Source organism: Mesorhizobium sp. M0830, from assembly GCF_040319965.1.
GTDB lineage: Bacteria > Pseudomonadota > Alphaproteobacteria > Rhizobiales > Rhizobiaceae > Mesorhizobium.
Genome location: NZ_JAMYOR010000003.1, coordinates 89,307 through 106,298 on the forward strand (window position 1 = coordinate 89,307; position 16,992 = coordinate 106,298).

General features: G+C 63.4%; 14 protein-coding genes. 8 read left to right on the top strand and 6 right to left on the bottom strand.

Going from position 1 to position 16,992, the window contains the following annotated elements:
- Window positions 1–71: 71 nt before the first annotated feature.
- Window positions 72–1,256, bottom strand: coding sequence for an acetyl-CoA C-acetyltransferase (locus tag NKI20_RS03105; RefSeq protein WP_023762884.1), 1,185 nt, complete (start codon window positions 1,254–1,256; stop codon window positions 72–74).
- A gap of 305 nt (window positions 1,257–1,561) precedes the next feature.
- Between NKI20_RS03105 and phaR the strand changes: the two genes are divergently transcribed.
- Window positions 1,562–2,173, top strand: coding sequence for a polyhydroxyalkanoate synthesis repressor PhaR (gene phaR, locus NKI20_RS03110; protein ID WP_023762886.1), 612 nt, complete (start codon window positions 1,562–1,564; stop codon window positions 2,171–2,173).
- Between the two features lie 85 nt (window positions 2,174–2,258).
- Here the strand turns inward: phaR and NKI20_RS03115 are convergent, their stop codons facing one another.
- Window positions 2,259–3,389 (bottom strand): citrate/2-methylcitrate synthase, encoded by a 1,131-nt coding sequence (locus tag NKI20_RS03115; protein ID WP_352828216.1) that lies wholly within the window; start codon window positions 3,387–3,389, stop codon window positions 2,259–2,261.
- Between the two features lie 93 nt (window positions 3,390–3,482).
- On the opposite strand from NKI20_RS03115, the gene NKI20_RS03120 reads away from it, so the two are divergent.
- From NKI20_RS03120 to NKI20_RS03145, 6 genes are all read left to right on the top strand, one after another.
- Window positions 3,483–4,571, top strand: coding sequence for a citrate synthase/methylcitrate synthase (locus NKI20_RS03120; protein WP_352828219.1), 1,089 nt, complete (start codon window positions 3,483–3,485; stop codon window positions 4,569–4,571).
- Window positions 4,572–4,747: 176 nt separating this feature from the next.
- Complete coding sequence (locus NKI20_RS03125; protein ID WP_023762889.1) at window positions 4,748–5,530, top strand: 3-hydroxybutyrate dehydrogenase; 783 nt, start codon at window positions 4,748–4,750, stop codon at window positions 5,528–5,530.
- Window positions 5,531–5,579: 49 nt separating this feature from the next.
- Entirely contained in the window at window positions 5,580–6,710 is a 1,131-nt protein-coding gene (locus tag NKI20_RS03130) for a patatin-like phospholipase family protein (protein ID WP_352828222.1), read from the top strand.
- An 865-nt stretch (window positions 6,711–7,575) separates the two neighbouring features.
- Window positions 7,576–8,751: an efflux RND transporter periplasmic adaptor subunit gene (locus tag NKI20_RS03135; RefSeq protein ID WP_352828224.1), complete on the top strand. Its 1,176-nt coding sequence runs from the start codon at window positions 7,576–7,578 to the stop codon at window positions 8,749–8,751.
- A 76-nt stretch (window positions 8,752–8,827) separates the two neighbouring features.
- On the top strand, window positions 8,828–12,010 hold the full coding sequence (locus NKI20_RS03140; RefSeq protein ID WP_352828227.1) for an efflux RND transporter permease subunit: 3,183 nt from the start codon (window positions 8,828–8,830) through the stop codon (window positions 12,008–12,010).
- Window positions 12,011–12,203: 193 nt separating this feature from the next.
- Window positions 12,204–12,362: a DUF3309 family protein gene (locus NKI20_RS03145; RefSeq protein ID WP_032908138.1), complete on the top strand. Its 159-nt coding sequence runs from the start codon at window positions 12,204–12,206 to the stop codon at window positions 12,360–12,362.
- A 71-nt stretch (window positions 12,363–12,433) separates the two neighbouring features.
- On the opposite strand, the gene NKI20_RS03150 is transcribed toward NKI20_RS03145, so the two are convergent.
- Window positions 12,434–13,393, bottom strand: a complete 960-nt coding sequence (locus NKI20_RS03150; protein ID WP_352828230.1) for an SDR family oxidoreductase — start codon at window positions 13,391–13,393, stop codon at window positions 12,434–12,436.
- 95 nt (window positions 13,394–13,488) lie between these two features.
- Between NKI20_RS03150 and NKI20_RS03155 the strand changes: the two genes are divergently transcribed.
- The gene (locus NKI20_RS03155; protein ID WP_352727589.1) at window positions 13,489–14,397 is read left to right on the top strand and encodes a LysR family transcriptional regulator; all 909 of its coding nucleotides are present in this window, start codon (window positions 13,489–13,491) and stop codon (window positions 14,395–14,397) included.
- Here the strand turns inward: NKI20_RS03155 and NKI20_RS03160 are convergent.
- The 3 genes from NKI20_RS03160 to NKI20_RS03170 all read right to left on the bottom strand — a co-directional run bounded on the left by NKI20_RS03160 (window position 14,361) and on the right by NKI20_RS03170 (window position 16,752).
- On the bottom strand, window positions 14,361–15,536 hold the full coding sequence (locus NKI20_RS03160) for an MFS transporter (RefSeq protein ID WP_352828235.1): 1,176 nt from the start codon (window positions 15,534–15,536) through the stop codon (window positions 14,361–14,363). The genes NKI20_RS03155 and NKI20_RS03160 overlap by 37 nt on opposite strands.
- A gap of 98 nt (window positions 15,537–15,634) precedes the next feature.
- Entirely contained in the window at window positions 15,635–15,943 is a 309-nt protein-coding gene (locus NKI20_RS03165; RefSeq protein WP_031261371.1) for a DUF1244 domain-containing protein, read from the bottom strand.
- A gap of 11 nt (window positions 15,944–15,954) precedes the next feature.
- Window positions 15,955–16,752: an N-formylglutamate amidohydrolase gene (locus NKI20_RS03170; protein ID WP_352727586.1), complete on the bottom strand. Its 798-nt coding sequence runs from the start codon at window positions 16,750–16,752 to the stop codon at window positions 15,955–15,957.
- Window positions 16,753–16,992 lie beyond the last annotated feature (240 nt).

Here is a 16,992-nt window from a genome sequence, read left to right on the forward strand (position 1 = left end):
GAATGGTGAATGGTCGAAGACGGACGGCTACCCGCCATTCACCATTTGCCACTCACCATTCACTCTTTTTCTCAGATTGCCTCCACGCACATGGCGACGCCCATGCCGCCGCCGATGCAGAGCGTAGCGAGGCCCTTCTTGGCGCCGCGCCGGCGCATCTCGAAGACCAGTGTGTTGAAGATGCGGGCACCTGAGGCGCCGATCGGGTGACCGATGGCGATCGCACCGCCGTTGACGTTGACGATCGAAGGATCCCAGCCCATATCCTTGTTGACGGCGCAGGCTTGCGCCGCAAAGGCTTCGTTGGCCTCGATCAGGTCCAGATCGCCGACCGACCAGCCGGCCTTTTCCAATGCCTTGCGCGAGGCGGGAATAGGTCCGGTGCCCATGATCTGCGGATCGACGCCGGCGGTTGCCCAGGACACGATACGCGCCAGCGGGGTGATGCCGCGCCTCACTGCTTCCGCTTCGCTCATCAGCACAGCACCCGCGGCGCCGTCATTGATGCCGGAGGCGTTGGCGGCGGTTACCGTGCCGTCCTTGTCGAAAGCCGGCTTCAGCTTGGTCATGGCGTCGATCGTGGCGCCGTGACGGATGTACTCATCCTGGTCGACAATGGTGTCGCCCTTCTTGCCCTTGATGGTGACGGCGACGATCTCGTCCTTGAATTTGCCGGCCTTCTGCGCGGCCTCGGCCTTGTTCTGCGAGGCCAGTGCGAACTGGTCCTGGTCGTCGCGGGTGATCTGGAACTGGCGCGCGACGTTTTCGGCGGTGTTGCCCATGTGATAGCCGTTGAAGGCATCCCACAGCCCGTCCTTGATCATGGTGTCGATCAGCTTGAAGTCGCCCATCTTGACGCCGGCGCGCAGGTGCTGGGCATGTGTCGAAAGCGACATCGATTCCTGGCCGCCCGCGATGATCACCTTGGCGTCGCCGCTGGCGATCTGCTGCATGCCGAGCGCAATGGCGCGCAGCCCCGAGCCGCAAACCTGATTGAGGCCCCAGGCCGTGGTTTCCTTGGGCAGGCCGGCATTGATCGATGCCTGGCGGGCCGGGTTCTGACCCTGCGCCGCGGTCAGCACCTGACCAAGGATGACCTCGTCGACCTCGCCTGGTTCAACACCGGCGCGCGACAGCAATTCCCTGATGACGACGGCACCGAGCTCATGTGCCGGGGTGGCGGCGAAGGCGCCGTTGAAGGAGCCGACCGGTGTGCGTGCGGCGCTGGCGACGACGATGGAATTGGCAGAGGTCATTTTCTTCTCCGGACTTCGAGCTGTCGTATTTTTGGGCGTTGTTGGCGACTTTTCTTGCCCTTTCCATGATCCAAGTCAAACCGGAAATGGGCATGGCGCCCATGCGTCGCAAGCGGGTCGTGCTTCGCCGGGGCGGCAGTTCCCTCATTGCTGCGCAGCATATTTTGGCCGCTATGCAGCATTTAGTGATCCCGCACTGCACAAACTGCTTGGAATTGTGAGGCTTTTGCGCATATCCTCAAAAAAGGCACAATCGTTATCGGCGGCTTACTCAGAGGCTCGCCGGTGTCCCCGGGAGGATGTAGATGGCCGCGAAAGACGATCCGATCATCATCAAGAAATACGCCAATCGCCGCCTCTACAACACCGGCACCAGCACCTATGTGACGCTCGAGGACCTCGCCGAGATGGTCAAGAAGGGCGAGGAGTTCACCGTCCAGGACGCCAAGACCGGTGACGACATCACGCATCCGGTGCTGACCCAGATCATCTTCGAACTGGAGAACAAGGATGGGCAGAACATGCTGCCGATCCCGTTCCTGCGCCAGCTGATCGCCTATTACGGCGACCAGATGCAGATGATCGTGCCGAGCTTCCTCGAACAGTCGATGCTCGCCTTCTCCAAGGAGCAGGAGCGCTTTCGCGAGCAGATGAAGGGTGCTCTCGGCAAGTCGCCGCTGGACATGATGAAAATCACCACGCCAATCAAGGCGCTGGAGGAGCAGACGCGCCGCAATATGGAAATGTTCCAGAATGCGATGCGTCTGTTCACGCCGTTTCCGCCCGCGGGCTCCGCACCAGCCGCTACGCCAGCGTCCGAGCCGGCCAAGAAGGAAACGCCTGACAAGCCCGACGACCTGCAGGAACTGAAGGACCAGATCGCAGCCATGCAGCGCAAGCTCGATACGATGTCTTGAGGCGTTCGGATCGAAAGATCCGATAGCAACGGCACATCGGATCGCTGCCCGTCCCACTTTTCCGAAGACCGGTACCCTTTCGGCCCTATGGCAGCACTCCCACATAACGGCCGCGGGGCCTGATAAGGCCTCCGCTTGTTATCTGTTCGACCGTATGCGCGGCCCAGCCGACGCTGCGTGCGAGTGCGAACAGGCGGAACGGCGCATCGCGCGGCAAGCCAAGGCTGCGCGTCAGCGCGGCCAGGGCAAAGTCAATGTTGGGAAGCGCACCAGTCGCGGCATGGGCCGCGTCGCACAGCGACGACAGTGTGCCGTCTACCTCGACTACCGACAGCAGCGCCTCCGCCCGCGGATCGCCGTCGGGATAGAGCTGATGACCGAAGCCCGGCAGCGGTCGATCATGACTGAGCCAGCGCCGGATCGTCGCATCGGCGCCGTGCCGTGCCGCATCCTCGGCCAGTTGCATCACCGCCTCGCCGGCGCCGCCATGACGAGGGCCTGACAGTGTCGAGAGCCCCGCGAGCAGGCAAGCGGCCAGCGGCGCGCCGGTCGAGGCCGCGACGCGCGCGGCGAAGGTCGACGCGTTCAGTTCATGATCGGCAAGCAGGACAAGCGCGCGGCGGATCGCTTCCGCGCCGCCGGCATCCACCGACCAGTCGTGCGCCAATCGCCGGTGGACCGGACCTGATCCCGCCAGCGCGCCGGCCAACACGCCGACAGCGTGCGCGGCATCGGCATGCAGCGACGCGGCATTGCGCCCGAGAGATGAGCGTTCCTGGCCGGCAAGCATGGCAAGTTGCGCAAAGGCCGCGGCTCGGCTGTCTTCAAGGGGCGCATCCGGCGACGGCGCTTCGAAAGCCACCGGTCCAGGCAGATCCCATAGCACTGCGGCTGTTTCTTCCAGTGTCGCATTCTCAGAAAGCGCAACGGCGTCCTGGCCACGATAGACAAGGCGACCATGCGAGACGGTTGAGATGGAGGTGACGATCGATGGCTCGCCCCAGGCAATGGCGCTTTCGGCGATGGCCGAGGGGCTCCTTCCGCGCGCCCTCCGGGTTGCCAGCGCCGCTATGTCGTCGGCACGATACTGGCTGCGACGCGGATCGGCGCGGTCGGGCCGCATGCCGATGCGCCCACGGCTGACATAGGCGTACAGCGTCTGCGCCCGCACCTGGAGACGTTCAAGCGCTTCTTCTCGCGACAGCCACTCGGACATATCGAACTCTCATATTGATTCTATTGATCAAGATTGATGGCGATGTTGCCCAGCCTTATCTCCGATCCGCAGAAGCTTCAAGGAGACAAGGCTATGGCGAATGGACTCGATGATGTTGTAGCGGCGGAAACTGTGCTCTCCGACGTGGATGGCTTGGGCGGTCGTCTGACGGTCCGGGGTCATTCGCTGCCGGAACTGGCCGGCCGCTGGAGCTATGCCCAGGTGGTTCGGCTGCTGCTCGATGGCTTTTTCGACGATCTTCCCGATGATGCGGAACTGACGCGGGCTCTGGGTCAGGCGCGTGCTGATGTGTTCGAGCGGCTTTTGCCGTCGCTGCCCTTGCTGGCATCGTTCGATATCTACAGCGCCATGCGTGCCGGCATGGCGCTGCTGCCGGACGACGACACGCTGACGGACGCCTTGCTGCTGATCGCGGCGCCGGCGGTGCTGACGCCGGCCCTGCTTCGCCTGCAACGCGGCGAGGAGGCGATCTCCCCGGACAGCCGGGGCGATCACGCCGCCGACATGTTGCGGATGCTGAGTGGCAGCGTCGCCTCGCCAGGGCTGGCGAAGGCGCTCGACACCTATCTGGTGACCGTCTGCGATCACGGTCTCAATGCATCGACCTTTGCGACACGCGTGGTCGCGTCCACGCAGGCCGGCCTGACTTCGTGCATGCTGGCCGGGCTTGGCGCGCTCAAGGGGCCGCTGCATGGCGGCGCGCCTGGCCCTGTCATCGAGATGCTGGATGCAATCCAGGCGCATGGCGATGCGGCCGGCTGGCTGCGCGACGCGGTCGCGCATGGCGAGCGCATCATGGGCTTCGGACATCGCATCTACCGCGTGCGCGATCCGCGTGCCGATGTGCTGAAAGCGGTGGTGCGGCAACTCGGCGGCGAGGGCGAAGCCGGCCGCCGGTTGGCGTTCGCGGAGACGGTGGAGCAAGCGGCGCTCGACGTGCTGCGGGTTGCGAAGCCGTCGCGCTCGCTGCAGACCAATGTCGAGTTCTACACCGCGCTGCTGCTGGAAGCGGCGGGCTTTCCCAGCCAAGCCTTCAGCAATGTCTTTGCTGCCGGGCGTGTTTCCGGCTGGATTGCGCATGCGCGCGAGCAGCAGAAAACCGGTCGGCTGATCCGCCCGCAGTCGCGTTATGTCGGGCCGGTGCCGGACCTGGTTGCCTGAAGATCGTTTCGCTTGCGGGGAAGGACAGGGCGATTTGGCTTACGTCCTGCTGCAGCGGCTCATGACAAAAATGTCATCTCGCCGGACAAATCTGGCCGCTGTTATTGCGTCACATTGGGCATATATGCTGCACTGCAACATAGGCCTGCTCTTGCCGCAACCAGAGGATTCCGCCCTTGGCCACCAGGAAAACCGCAGTCATCACCGGCTCCACATCCGGCATTGGCCTGGCCATAGCCCAGGCGCTGGCGGGCGAAGGCCATAATGTCGTCGTCAATTCCTTCTCCGACACGGAAGCCGACCACGCCATCGCCGATGCCATCGCCAAACAACACGGCGTGAAGAGCGCCTACGTCAAGGCCGACATGTCGAAGGCGGCGGAATGTAGGGCACTTGTCGCCAAAGCTGCCGAGGCATTCGGGTCGGTCGATATTCTGATCAACAATGCCGGCATCCAACATGTGGCGCCGGTGGAGGAATTCCCGATCGAGAAATGGGATGCCATCATCGCCATCAACCTGTCTTCGGCGTTCCACACCGTCGCCGCCGCCATTCCGCTGATGAAAAAAGCCGGCGGCGGCAGGATCGTCAACATCGCCTCGGCGCATGGCCTGGTCGCATCGCCATTCAAATCGGCCTATGTCGCGGCCAAGCACGGCATCATGGGGCTGACCAAGACGGTCGCGCTCGAGCTGGCGCGCGACAAGGTCACCTGCAACGCCATCTGCCCCGGCTATGTGCTTACGCCCCTGGTCGAAGCGCAAATCCCCGACCAGATGAAAGCCCACGCCATGGACCGCGAGACCGTCATTCGCGAGGTCATGCTGGACAAGCAGCCGACCAAGGAATTCGTCACCGTCGAGCAGATCGCGGCAGCGGCGCTGTTCCTGTGTTCGGACGCTGCGGCGCAGGTCAACGGCACGCATCTCTCGGTCGACGGCGGCTGGACCGCCGCGTGAGGCCAGAATTTTCTCATCCCCCAACGCGGGACAGATCAAGGACGACGCCATGACCAAAAACGGCAAGGCGGAGGAGACGAAGAAGATCAACATAGCGCTCCAGGGCGGCGGCTCGCACGGAGCCTTTTCCTGGGGTGTGCTCGACCGGCTGCTGGAGGACGGCAGGCTGGAGATATCAGCGGTGTCAGGCACCAGTGCCGGCGCCATGAACGCGGTGGCGCTGGCCGACGGTTTTGTCCGCGGCGGGGTTGAGGGCGCAAGACAGAAGCTCGACGATTTCTGGCGTGCGGTGGCGGCCAAAGGCCGGTTCAGCCCGGTGCAGCGCATGCCGTGGGATGTCGCCTGGGGCAATTGGTCGATCGAGAACACGCCGGGCTATGTCTTTTTCGACACCATGTCGCGGGTGTTCTCGCCCTATGCCGCCAACCCGCTGGGCCTCAATCCGCTGCGTGACGTAGTTGCCAAGGAGATCGATTTTAAGAATGTCCGCGCCTGCAAGTCGATGGAACTGTTCATTTCGGCGACCAATGTCGAAACCGGACAGTTGCGCGTCTTTTCCGACGGCGAGATCGACCTCGACACGGTGATGGCTTCGGCATGCCTGCCGCAGCTGTTCCGCGCCGTCGAGATCAAGGGCGTGCCCTATTGGGACGGCGGCTATGGCGGTAACCCGGCGCTTTATCCGTTCTTCAAGACGGCGGCGACCGAGGACGTGCTGCTGGTGCAGATCAATCCGGTGGTGCGGGAGGGAACACCAAGGAGCGCCAATGAGATCCAGAACCGCATCGACGAGATCACCTTCAACGCAGGGCTGCTGCGCGAATTCCGCTCGATCGCCTTCGTCAAGGAGCTGATCGCCGCCGGCCGTCTGCCGCATGGCGAATACCGCGACATCCGCATGCACCGCATCGATGCCGACGAGGCGTTCAAGGACCTGTCGGCATCGTCGAAGGTCAATGCCGAATGGGCGTTCCTGACCTATCTGCGCGATCTCGGCCGCACCGCCGCGACCGACTGGCTGGAAGAGAATTATGACGCTGTCGGCAAGCACCCGACGCTCGATCTCTCAGGCGAACTCGATGACGGTTTCAAGCCGATGCGCGGTCCCGCACCAGGCCGGCGGGTCAAGGAATTCCTCGCCGCGCGGAAGAACCCAGAGGTGGTTCGCCGTCGGGCCTGAGCTCAACCGCGACACAACTCGACTTCATCCAGGCTTCAGGGTAGGTCGATCGTCCTGATCAGGGCGGCGGCTGCCCGGCGCTGCCCTGGCGCCTTCACGTGGCCTTCGCATGAAAAGTTCCCTATCATGCTGACGCCTACTGCCATGCTCGCCTTCACAGCGCCGTTCGCGATCGCGCAAGAGAGCCCGACGCCAGCGCCGGCGATGGTCCACGCGAAAACAGGCCCGTCCGAATGAGGCAAGATCCACGCCGTGTTTTCGCGTCCGCGCTGCGCCGACCGCCGTGTCGTGGACGACCGGCCGCGCTGGTCCGGTGCGCATCATGGCGGCACGCGCGTTCACGCCTTCAACGTCCAGGGCGGCGTCGATGGGTCCGGTTTCGGCAATCCGGGCTTGCGTTGCACGACACGGCATTTGTCCAGCTATTCCAATATTTTGCATGGGCCACCCGGGACCGAGGGCTGGCATCTGGCATCGACCGAGATGGCCTGGTTCGGAAGGTCCTCGCCTGCACCCGGATCAAGGATCCCGCCGCCCGCAATGGCGGGCATAGCCTGCAGGATGTGGCGCTGTATGCGCGCGACGACAAATTGGCTGCCTGGGGCTGGGCCCGGTGGAGATCGCGAGTCAGCGCCAGGCTCGGCGGAAGACACATACGAGACGATCGAAAATGGATAGCGGCGGGCGCATCTTGTCCGGTGGAGCAATGATCTTGCAACTTTCGGACTATATTGCGGGACAACTTTGATGTAGAAGCGCGCTTCGCCGATCACGGCAAATTGAACACGGCTTGGCGCGCACCCATATCGGCGACGCGCCCGCGTTATGAGGACGCTGGCCGAACCCGCAGTGGAAAACAACGACGATGCCAAGAATCAGGTTTCACAAGCTTGCAGCCATTGTTGTGCTCATTGGTTTCGCGGCCTGGATGGCGACAGGCGAGTTTTCGTCCGTCGGCAGCGTAGCCGCCAACAATGCCAAGGCAGCCGGAGTCGAGCAGGCTAAGGCGCCGGACGCCAACAAGCCCAAAGCGGCGGAAGCCGAGCCGAAGGCACCGCTGCGCACCGTGGCGGTGGTGACGCCGCCGCGCAAGACCTATGCACGCGCTATACGTGTTTCCGGGCTGACCGAAGCCGACAAGCGGGCGGTGCTGGCGACGCGCGTCGCCGGCGTGATCGACAAGCTGCCGGTCAAGCAAGGCCAGCACGTCAAGACCGGCGATCTGGTGATGATGCTTGCGGCGGAAGAAAAGATCTCGATGGTCGACAACGCCAAGCAATTGGTTGTGCAGCGTCAGGCCGAGTTGGAAGCGTCGCTGCAACTGATGAAGTCAGGCAATTTGCCGAAGCTGCAGCTCGACACCGCGCGCTCCAATCTGACCCTGGCGCAATCGCAGCTGGATACCGCGCAGGCCGAGCTTGACCGCAACGAAGTCAAGGCGCCGTTTGACGGCGTTATCGACAGGGTGCCGGTGGAACTTGGCAGTTCCATCATGCAGGGCGGCGAGGTGGCAACCATCCTCAAGCTTGACCCGGTGATTGCCCGCGGCGAAGTCAGCGAGCGCGACCTGGGCTATCTCAAGCTCGGCGACAAGGCCAATATACGACTGGTCAGCGGGCAGACCGTCGAAGGCACAGTGCGCTATATCAGCCGCGACGCATCATCGGCGACCCGGACCTTCCGCGTCGAGGTGGCGATCCCCAATGGCGACGGCTCCGTGCCGGCTGGCATGACGGCGGAAATCGCGCTCAACGCACAACCGACCGACGCAGTGCTGCTGCCGCGCTCGGTGGTGACGCTCGGCGACAAGGGCGACCTCGGCATCCGTGCCGTCGGCAAGGACAACAAGGTGGCGTTTTTCCCGATCGACCTCGTCGACGACACGCCGACCGGCCTCGTGCTCGGCGGCATTCCGGCCGATGCGCGCATCATCGTCGCCGGCCAGGAACTGGTGAAGGAAGGCGATCTGGTCAATCCGGTCGAGGCCGACCAGGCGACCATCAAGAAGCTGCTGGGCGAGGCGACTGCCGGCACGCAGTAGTATCGCGATGGACTAACCCTGGATGGGGACAATCGGCTGCGACGCAGCTCCTGAAATTCAAAAACAGGCGTTAGCCATGGATATCGTCAGACTCGCGATCAACAATGCCCGGCTGACCATCTCGGTCCTGGTCTTCCTCATCCTTGCCGGGGCGGTCGCCTATCAGTCGACGCCGAAGGAGGCGGAGCCTGACGTTCCGATTCCGATGATGTATATCAGCCTGATCTATCAGGGCATTTCGCCTGAGGATTCGGAACGGCTTTTGTTGCGGCCGATGGAAAGCAAGCTGAAAAGCTTGAAGGGCCTCAAGGAAATGCGTTCGGCCGCGTTCCAGGGCGGCGGCTACGTGTTGGTCGAATTCCAGCCGCAGACCAATCTGGCCACCGCGCTTCAGGATACGCGCAGCAAGGTGCAGGACGCCAAGGCCGACCTGCCACAGGCGGCCGAGGAACCGACAGTCAACGAAGTCAACATTTCCGAGTTTCCGGTGCTCGTCGTCACGCTGTCGGGCGAATTGCCCGAACGCGTGCTGACCGCCGCGGCGCGCGAACTGCGCGACCGTATCGAGGAGGTGCCCGGCGTTCTCGAGGGCTCGCTGCAAGGTGCGCGCGACGACCTGGTCGAGGTCGTCATCGACCCGATGAAGCTGTCGTCCTATGGGCTGCAGCTCGATCAGCTGATCGGTGCGGTCGGCAGCTCCAACAGTCTGGTCGCCGCCGGCAACATCGAAGGCTCGGAAGGCAAGTACGCCGTCAAGGTGCCTTCGCTGATCGAGACGCCGGAGGATGTGGCGGCACTGCCGGTGGTCGCCGGCCCCAACGCCGTGGTGCAGGCCAAGGACATCGCCACGATCCGCTCGACCTTCAAGGATGCCGAAACGGTGACCCGCCTCAACGGCAAGCCGGCCATCGCCATCGAAGTCAAGAAGCGCATCGGCTCCAACCTTATCGACACCATCGCCAAGGTGCGGACGGTGTCCGACGAGTTCGTCAAATCCATGCCTGCGGGCATGAGCGTCACCTACACGCAGGACAAGTCCGTCTTCGTCAACCAGCTGCTGGGCGATCTGCAGAACCACGTCATGATCGCCGTTATCCTGGTGTTCATCGTCATTCTCTATGCGCTGTCCGGCCGTGCCTCGCTGCTCATTGGCCTGGCCATTCCGTCGTCCTTCCTGATCGGCATCCTGCTGCTAGCGATGATGGGCTACACGATCAACATGATCGTGCTGTTCAGCCTCATCCTGGCCGTCGGCATGCTGGTCGACGACGCCATCATCGTCACCGAGTTCGCCGAGCGACGGATGAGCGAAGGCATGCCGAAGGAGGAAGCCTTCGCGCTTGCCGCCAAGCGCATGGCCGGCCCGGTCATCGCCGCGACGATGACGCGTATCGCCGCCTTCTCGCCGCTGCTGTTCTGGCCGGGCATCATCGGCGACTTCATGAAGTACATGCCGATCACCCTGATCGTCACGCTGTCGGCCTCGATGCTCTACGCGCTGGTGTTCGCGCCGACGCTGGGGGCGATCTTCGCCAAGGCGCCGCCGCATCACGAGGATGACAATCGCGACGGCTGGTACATGGCGATCGTCAAGCAGGCGGTGCGTTTCCCCGTCACCGTGCTGGTGCTGACCGTCGCGCTGCTGTTCGGCGTCGGCTTTGCCTATTCGAAATACGGCGCCGGCGTCGAGTTCTTCCCGAATGTCGAGCCCGACTATGGCCTGCTATACGTGCATGCGCGCGGCAATCTCTCGCTGGCCGAAATGGACACGGCGACCAAGGTCGCGGAAAACAGGCTGCTCGGCTGGCCCGGCGTCAAGTCGGTCTATACCCGCGTCGGCAAGACGCAAGGCGGCGGCCAGGATGTTCCCGAAGACGTCGTCGGCGTCATCCAGTACGAATTCATCGACTGGCGCGAGCGCAAGTCGGCGAACCACATCCTGGATGATTTGCGCGGCGTCATGGCCGGCATCCCCGGCGTCGATGTCGAGGTGCGCGTGCCGGAGGCCGGCCCTCCGACCGGCAAGCCGATCCAGATCAGGCTTTCGGCCGTCGACCCCAAGGGGCTCGACGATAAGGCCCGTGCGGTCGCGGCGCGCATTGGCAAGGTGCCGGGCGTCATAGACATTTCCGACGGCCTGCCGCCGCCCGGCGTCGACTGGGCGCTGGAGGTCGACCGCGCCAAGGCGGCGCAGTACGGCATCAGCCCGACCTCGGTCGGCACCGTGGTGCAGCTGGTGACCAACGGACTTAAACTCTCAGAATACCGTCCGGCCGGCGCCGATGACGCCGTCGACATCCGGCTTCGCCTGCCCGAGGACCGGCGCACGCTGTCGACGCTCGACGAACTGCGCGTGCAGACCTCGCAAGGCTCGGTGCCGATCTCGAACTTTGTCGTGCGCAAGCCTGAACCGACGGTCGGTATCCTCAACCGCATCGACGGCGCCCGTACGGTGGTCGTCCAGGCCAACGTCGCCGCCGGCGCCCAGGTCGCGGCCGTGCAGGAGCAGGTCACCAGGGCCGTCTCCGATATGGATCTGGGCAGCGGCATCCGCTGGAAGCTGGCTGGCTCGAACGAGGACAGTGCCGAAGCCAGCGCCTTCCTCAGCAAGGCCTTCGGAGCGGCGATCTTCCTGATCTTCCTGGTGCTTTTGGCACAGTTCAACAAGTTCACCAGCGTCTGGCTGGTGCTGTCCTGCGTGGTCATGGCCACGATCGGCGTGTTCCTTGGGCTGCTGATAACAGGCGAGACGTTCGGCATCGTCATGTCGGGCATCGGCGTCATTGCGCTGGCCGGCGTGGTGGTGAACAACAACATCGTGCTGATCGACACCTATGACCGGCTGCGCGAAGAGGGCTGGGACAAGGTCGAGGCGGTGCTGCAGACCTGCCGCGAACGCGCCCGCCCGGTGGTGCTGACGGCGGTGTCGGCCATTCTCGGCGTGCTGCCGATCGCCTTCGGCCTTGGCCTCGAAATCTTCCATCACGAGACCACGATCAACGCGCCGTCGACGCAATGGTGGATTTCGCTGTCGTCGGCTATCGTCTTCGGCCTGTCCTTCGCCACAGTGCTGACGCTGGTGGTGACACCGTCGATGCTGATGGTGTTCACCCGCGCCAAAGTCAGGCCGGGCGCGCGGCGCGGCTGGTTCAACCGGCTGTTCCGGCGCGGCAAGGGCGAGATCTCGTCGGCCGATGCGCCAGGACAGGACGATGCCGGAGCCGAGCCGGAGATTGCCTTTCCAAAAGCCGCCGAATAGACTCGTTGCCGATTTGAACGGCAAAGGCCGCCCGGAACAACCGGGCGGCCTTTTGCATTGTTGTCTCTAAGAGCAACGTGAAGCGTTGTCTCCCAGACAAATGCGAAGCATCGCCCCGGAAGCAACGTAAAGTGATGTCCCGGGTGCAACGCAAAGCGTTGTCACCGGAGCAATGCTGGACGGAGAGTTTGCCATGCCGATCACCACCATTATCATCATCGTCCTGGTTCTCGTCCTCATTGGCGCCGTGCCAGCCTGGCCGCATTCGCGTTCCTGGGGTTATGGGCCGTCGGGCATTGTCGGGGTGGTGCTGGTGGTGCTTCTGGTGCTGGTGTTGATGGGAAGGGTTTAGCCCGTCCTTCCCGGAGAGACCTCTCGATGTAAAGAGATCGGGCAGGCAGCCATGGCTGCCCGCCGGGCCTGTCAGGCAGCTTTCGCAGCGCCGTTCACGGTGGCGATGCCGATATCCTCAAGAGCTTCAGTGACCGCCTGATCCAGCGGCGTGTGGGGGATCGCACCGATGATGCCTTCCAGCCGCGTCGAAATCAGTTGATGCGGCTCGAAGCGCAGATAAGACATCGACACGATCTCGCGCCACATCGCCACGAACGGGCTGCCGGCGCGCAGCACCCACCACGGCATCGAAGTCATCTTGAGCGGGCGACCGAGCGCCTTCTCTGCCGCGGCCTTGAGTTGCCGGTCGGTGATTGCATGGCCGGGAAGGTTCAGGGCTTCATAGGTGCCGAGCTTGTCGAGGTTCTGCGCCAGGCCGACGAAGGCCTTGGCGAAGTCCGGCAGGTAGGCCCATTCATGCACGACATCGACTGGACCAGGAGCGGTGTAGATGCCCTTGGTCATCTTGGCGGCGACGACCAGGTCGAACCATGAACCGCTGCCGGTGCCGCCGAAGAAGTCGCCGGCGCGCAAGAGAATGGTACGCACCCGGCCGGCGTCGGCCTCGCAGCGGAACAAATCCTCCATGGCGCAGCGGATGCGGCCCTTCTCTGTCGTCGGGTGGAACGGCGTGTCTTCCGTGATCACCGCCGGCATTGGCGAGCCGTAATTGTAGACGGTGCCGGGGAAGAGGTGCAGCGTGTCATTCGCATGGCAAGCGGCCATGACGTTCTCGGCCATCGGCAGGCACTTGCCCCAATCGGTGTAGATCGGGTTGAGGCCGTTGAAGATAATGTCGACGCCTTCCGTGGCGCGGATCAAGCCCTCGCGGTCGAGCGCGTCGCCGGCGACCGCCGTGGCGCCGTTGAGTTCGGCCGGCACCTTGCCGCTGCGGGTGATTGCGCGGACATCATAGCCGGCATCGATGAAGGCCTTGGCGACCACGCGGCCGAGCCGGCCATTGGCACCGAGAATTGCGATCTTGGTCATTTCTGGTCTCCGTGTTTGCGTTTGCAGCCTGAATATGATCGCTCCGCAAGTGAATTGAAATTGACAACGATTGGCGGGCTGATATTCAAAAATGAATGGTCGAATTCGATTGGAACCTGATCAAGAGCTTCGTCACCGTGGCGGAAACCGGCAGCTTGTCGGCTGCCGCGCGAAAACTGTCGGCGAGCCAGCCGACACTTGGCCGCCACGTCGCCGAACTGGAGCAGGCGCTGGGTGTCACGCTGTTCCGGCGCGGGCGGCGCGGTTATGAACTGACGGAAGCCGGCAGCACGCTGTTTGAACGCGGCAAGGCAGTCAGCGAGCAGGCAAGCGCTTTTTTACTGCTGGCGCTGGGATCGGTCGAGGCAATCGAGGGCACCGTGCGTATCGCCGCCAGCGAAGTTGTCGCCGCCTATGTGCTGCCGGAGATGACGGCGCGGCTAGGGATCGAGGAGCCGGGTATCGAGGTTGAGATCGTCGCCTCCAATCAGGTCGAGAACCTGCTGCGCCGCGATGCCGACATCGCTATCCGCATGGTCAAGCCGGCGCAGAATGAACTGGTGGCGCGCAAGGTCTGCGATATTCCGCTCTGCGTCTGCGCGGCAAAATCCTATCTCGACCGCCGTGGCCGCCCGCTGGAGCCATCCGGCCTTGTCGATCACGATCTGGTCGGCTTCGACCGCAGCGACGAGATCATCAGGGGCTTCACCCAGTATGGCATCCCTGTTACGCGGAGCAGTTTCCGCTTCAGGGCCGACAACCAGATCGTCTTTTGGGAGGCGGTGCGGGCGGGAAACGGCATCGGTTTCGGCCAGCAGCCGCTGGTCGATCGTGATCCATCGGTGGAGAAATTGCTGCCTGGGCTGCCACTGCCTGATCTGCCGGTATGGCTGGCCATGCATCGCGACGTGCGCACCAGCGTGCGTATCCGCCGCGTGGCAGATTTCCTCTACGAAGAGCTGAAACTTTATTCGGCCGGTGCGGCCGCGAACTCGGCACGGTGAGCAAGGCCGGCCATCAGCAGCACGACGATCAGCAAACCCGACATGGCGACGAAGATCGGGCCGAAGCTCGAATGCTCGGCAACGAAGCCGATCGCCGACGGCGCCACCAATATGCCGGAATAGCCCATGGTCGTGACGACGCTCATGCCGGTGCCCGACGACATGCCTTCCTGATTGCCGCCGGCAGAAAAGATGATCGGCACCATGTTGGCGATGCCGAAGCCGCACAGGGCAAAGGCGGCGATTGCAAGCCAGGGCGAGGGCGACAGTCCGGCGATCAGCATGCCAGCAGCCGCGACAACCGCCGAGCCGCGTAGCGTCGTGACCGCGCCGAAGCGGTTGCGTACGCCGTCGCCGAAGAACCGCATGATCGCCATGACGCCGGAAAAGGCAGCATAGGCGAGACCGGCGATGGCAAGGTCTGCGCCGAGTTCCTGCCTTAGATACAGCGCCGCCCAGTCAAGCACCGCGCCTTCGGAGATCATCGTCAGCAACGCCATCAGTCCGACGAGGTAGACCAGCGGGTTGGCCGGCAGCGTGAATTTGTGATGCCCGGCCGCCTGCGGCCTGTTCTCACCGATCAGATAGCCAACCGCCACCGCGATCACCGCGAAGGCGAGCGCAGTCACCACCGCCGCGTGGGCGAGATGGCCGTAGGTCTGGATGACGAAGCCGCCGAGGCCGCCGCCTGCGAAACCGCCGAGGCTCCAGAAGCCATGCGACGACGACATGATGGCGCGGGAGAGCCGCCGTTCGACCACCACGGCATTGGCGTTCATGGCGACGTCCATGCCGCCGATCGAGCCACCGAAGATGAACATGGCGATGGCTGCAAGCGGCACATTGGGCGCCAGCGCCACGACCAGCAGGCCGAGGCTGCCACAAAGGCCGAACCAGCGCAGCACGTTGCGCGAACCATGTCTGGAGATCAAATGGCCGCACCAGGTCATGGCGGCGACGGCGCCGGCTCCGAACAGCAGGATCAACAAGCCGAGCGTGAATTTCGAGATGTCGAGCCGGGTCAGGAACACCGGAATCTGAGGCGCCCAGCTGCCGGTCAGGAAGCCGTTGGCAAGAAAAATGGCGGCGACGGCCCATCGTCCGCGAATGGCTGTCTGCATGGCTGTTGACGCGTTCATAAGGCGAATCCGGTCAGAAAATGGCTTCGCGCGGCAAATTAGATCGATTCAATTTCCAGTCAAGCGCTCTATTTCGAAAGCGTTTGGGCCAAGCGGGCTTAGTGGTCCTTGGGGCGCCGTGCCTCGAACTCGGCCTTCTTGGCGTCGGAGGCCTCAGTCTGATTGAGTGCCTGCCATTGCGCATAGGGCATGCCATAGACGATCTCGCGCGACTGGTCCTTGCTGAGGTCGACGCCCTCGGCATTGGCCGCGTCTCGATACCAGTTCGACAGGCAGTTGCGGCAGAAGCCGGCGAGGTTCATCAGATCGATGTTCTGCACGTCGCTGCGTTCGCGCAGATGTTGGACCAGCCGGCGAAAGGCGGCGGCCTCGAAGTCGCGCTTCTGCTCGTCGCTGAGTTCGGTCATCGAAACCTCCGTCATAGCGGCCCGGTGCGCGAGCCGAACATCTTCACGACATGTATATCGGGACGGCGATTGATCGCGTCAACGATCAGCGCCAACCGTTCGGCCCAGTCGAGCGCGCCCTTCTGGTCTGCTATCAGATCCTGGCGGATTTCGATCAATGCATGAGCGAAGCCGTTGATGATGGCGTGCTTGTACATGGTGTCGCCGCGCAGCGCGCCGTCATAGGGTTCATTGTCGCCGACGACGAGGTTCTTGTCCTCGGCCAGCATATCGATCAGCGGGCGTGCCACCCGGTCGTCGAGGTCCCACAGGATGCCGACATGCCAGGGACGCTGGACCCCTTGCATGGCCGGCGTGAAGGAATGCACCGACAAGATGAAGGGCGCCTGCGCAGAGGCCCGCGCGACCGAGGCAATCACGGCGCCGACGGCATCGTGATAGGGCCGGTAGAAGCCATCGAGCCGCCTTTCGCGCTCCTCGGGAGCGATGGGGTAATTCCCGGGCACCACAGTGCCGTCATAGAGTTGGCGAATAAGCGTCGGATCGTCCTCGCCGCGGTTGGGATCGATCAGCAGCCGCGAAAAATTGGCGAGCACCGCCGGCACGTCGAGCAAAGCGGCCAGTTCGCGCGTTACCGTTTCGACGCCGATGTCATAGGCAATGTGGCGGTCGAACTCCGCCGCCGGCAGGCCGAGCCTGCCATAATCGTCGGGCAGGTCGCGGCGGGCATGGTCGCACAGGAGCACGATGCCTCGCTTGCGGTCGCCTTCGACAATATCGCAAGGCGCGAAAACTGTGGATCGGGTCATTGTCGGGAAATGGTCTGTTCGCTGGCTTCCGGGGAGGGTGCTATCGTCATTCCACGAAGACGACGCTTGCGCAATGCCGTTGTTTGGCCAAGGTTTCCCTGGAAATCTGGCAGAGGCCGGCGAATTGTGCGCCGGAGCCTTCTAAATCGATTGGAATTGGACAAAACGGTGCGTTGACATGCGCCCGGACTTTTCCGAAAAGGGGCGCAGAGAGATGCTGATGTGGTTCTTGAGGGGTTT

Bases quoted from the DNA above. Each gene is read 5' to 3' on its own strand.
- NKI20_RS03105 (WP_023762884.1), bottom strand. From the start codon at position 1,256: ATGACCTCTGCCAATTCCATCGTCGTCGCCAGCGCCGCACGCACACCG.
- phaR (WP_023762886.1), top strand. From the start codon at position 1,562: ATGGCCGCGAAAGACGATCCGATCATCATCAAGAAATACGCCAATCGC.
- NKI20_RS03115 (WP_352828216.1), bottom strand. From the start codon at position 3,389: ATGTCCGAGTGGCTGTCGCGAGAAGAAGCGCTTGAACGTCTCCAGGTG.
- NKI20_RS03120 (WP_352828219.1), top strand. From the start codon at position 3,483: ATGGCGAATGGACTCGATGATGTTGTAGCGGCGGAAACTGTGCTCTCC.
- NKI20_RS03130 (WP_352828222.1), top strand. From the start codon at position 5,580: ATGACCAAAAACGGCAAGGCGGAGGAGACGAAGAAGATCAACATAGCG.
- NKI20_RS03135 (WP_352828224.1), top strand. From the start codon at position 7,576: ATGCCAAGAATCAGGTTTCACAAGCTTGCAGCCATTGTTGTGCTCATT.
- NKI20_RS03140 (WP_352828227.1), top strand. From the start codon at position 8,828: ATGGATATCGTCAGACTCGCGATCAACAATGCCCGGCTGACCATCTCG.
- NKI20_RS03145 (WP_032908138.1), top strand. From the start codon at position 12,204: ATGCCGATCACCACCATTATCATCATCGTCCTGGTTCTCGTCCTCATT.
- NKI20_RS03150 (WP_352828230.1), bottom strand. From the start codon at position 13,393: ATGACCAAGATCGCAATTCTCGGTGCCAATGGCCGGCTCGGCCGCGTG.
- NKI20_RS03155 (WP_352727589.1), top strand. From the start codon at position 13,489: ATGGTCGAATTCGATTGGAACCTGATCAAGAGCTTCGTCACCGTGGCG.
- NKI20_RS03160 (WP_352828235.1), bottom strand. From the start codon at position 15,536: ATGAACGCGTCAACAGCCATGCAGACAGCCATTCGCGGACGATGGGCC.
- NKI20_RS03165 (WP_031261371.1), bottom strand. From the start codon at position 15,943: ATGACCGAACTCAGCGACGAGCAGAAGCGCGACTTCGAGGCCGCCGCC.
- NKI20_RS03170 (WP_352727586.1), bottom strand. From the start codon at position 16,752: ATGACCCGATCCACAGTTTTCGCGCCTTGCGATATTGTCGAAGGCGAC.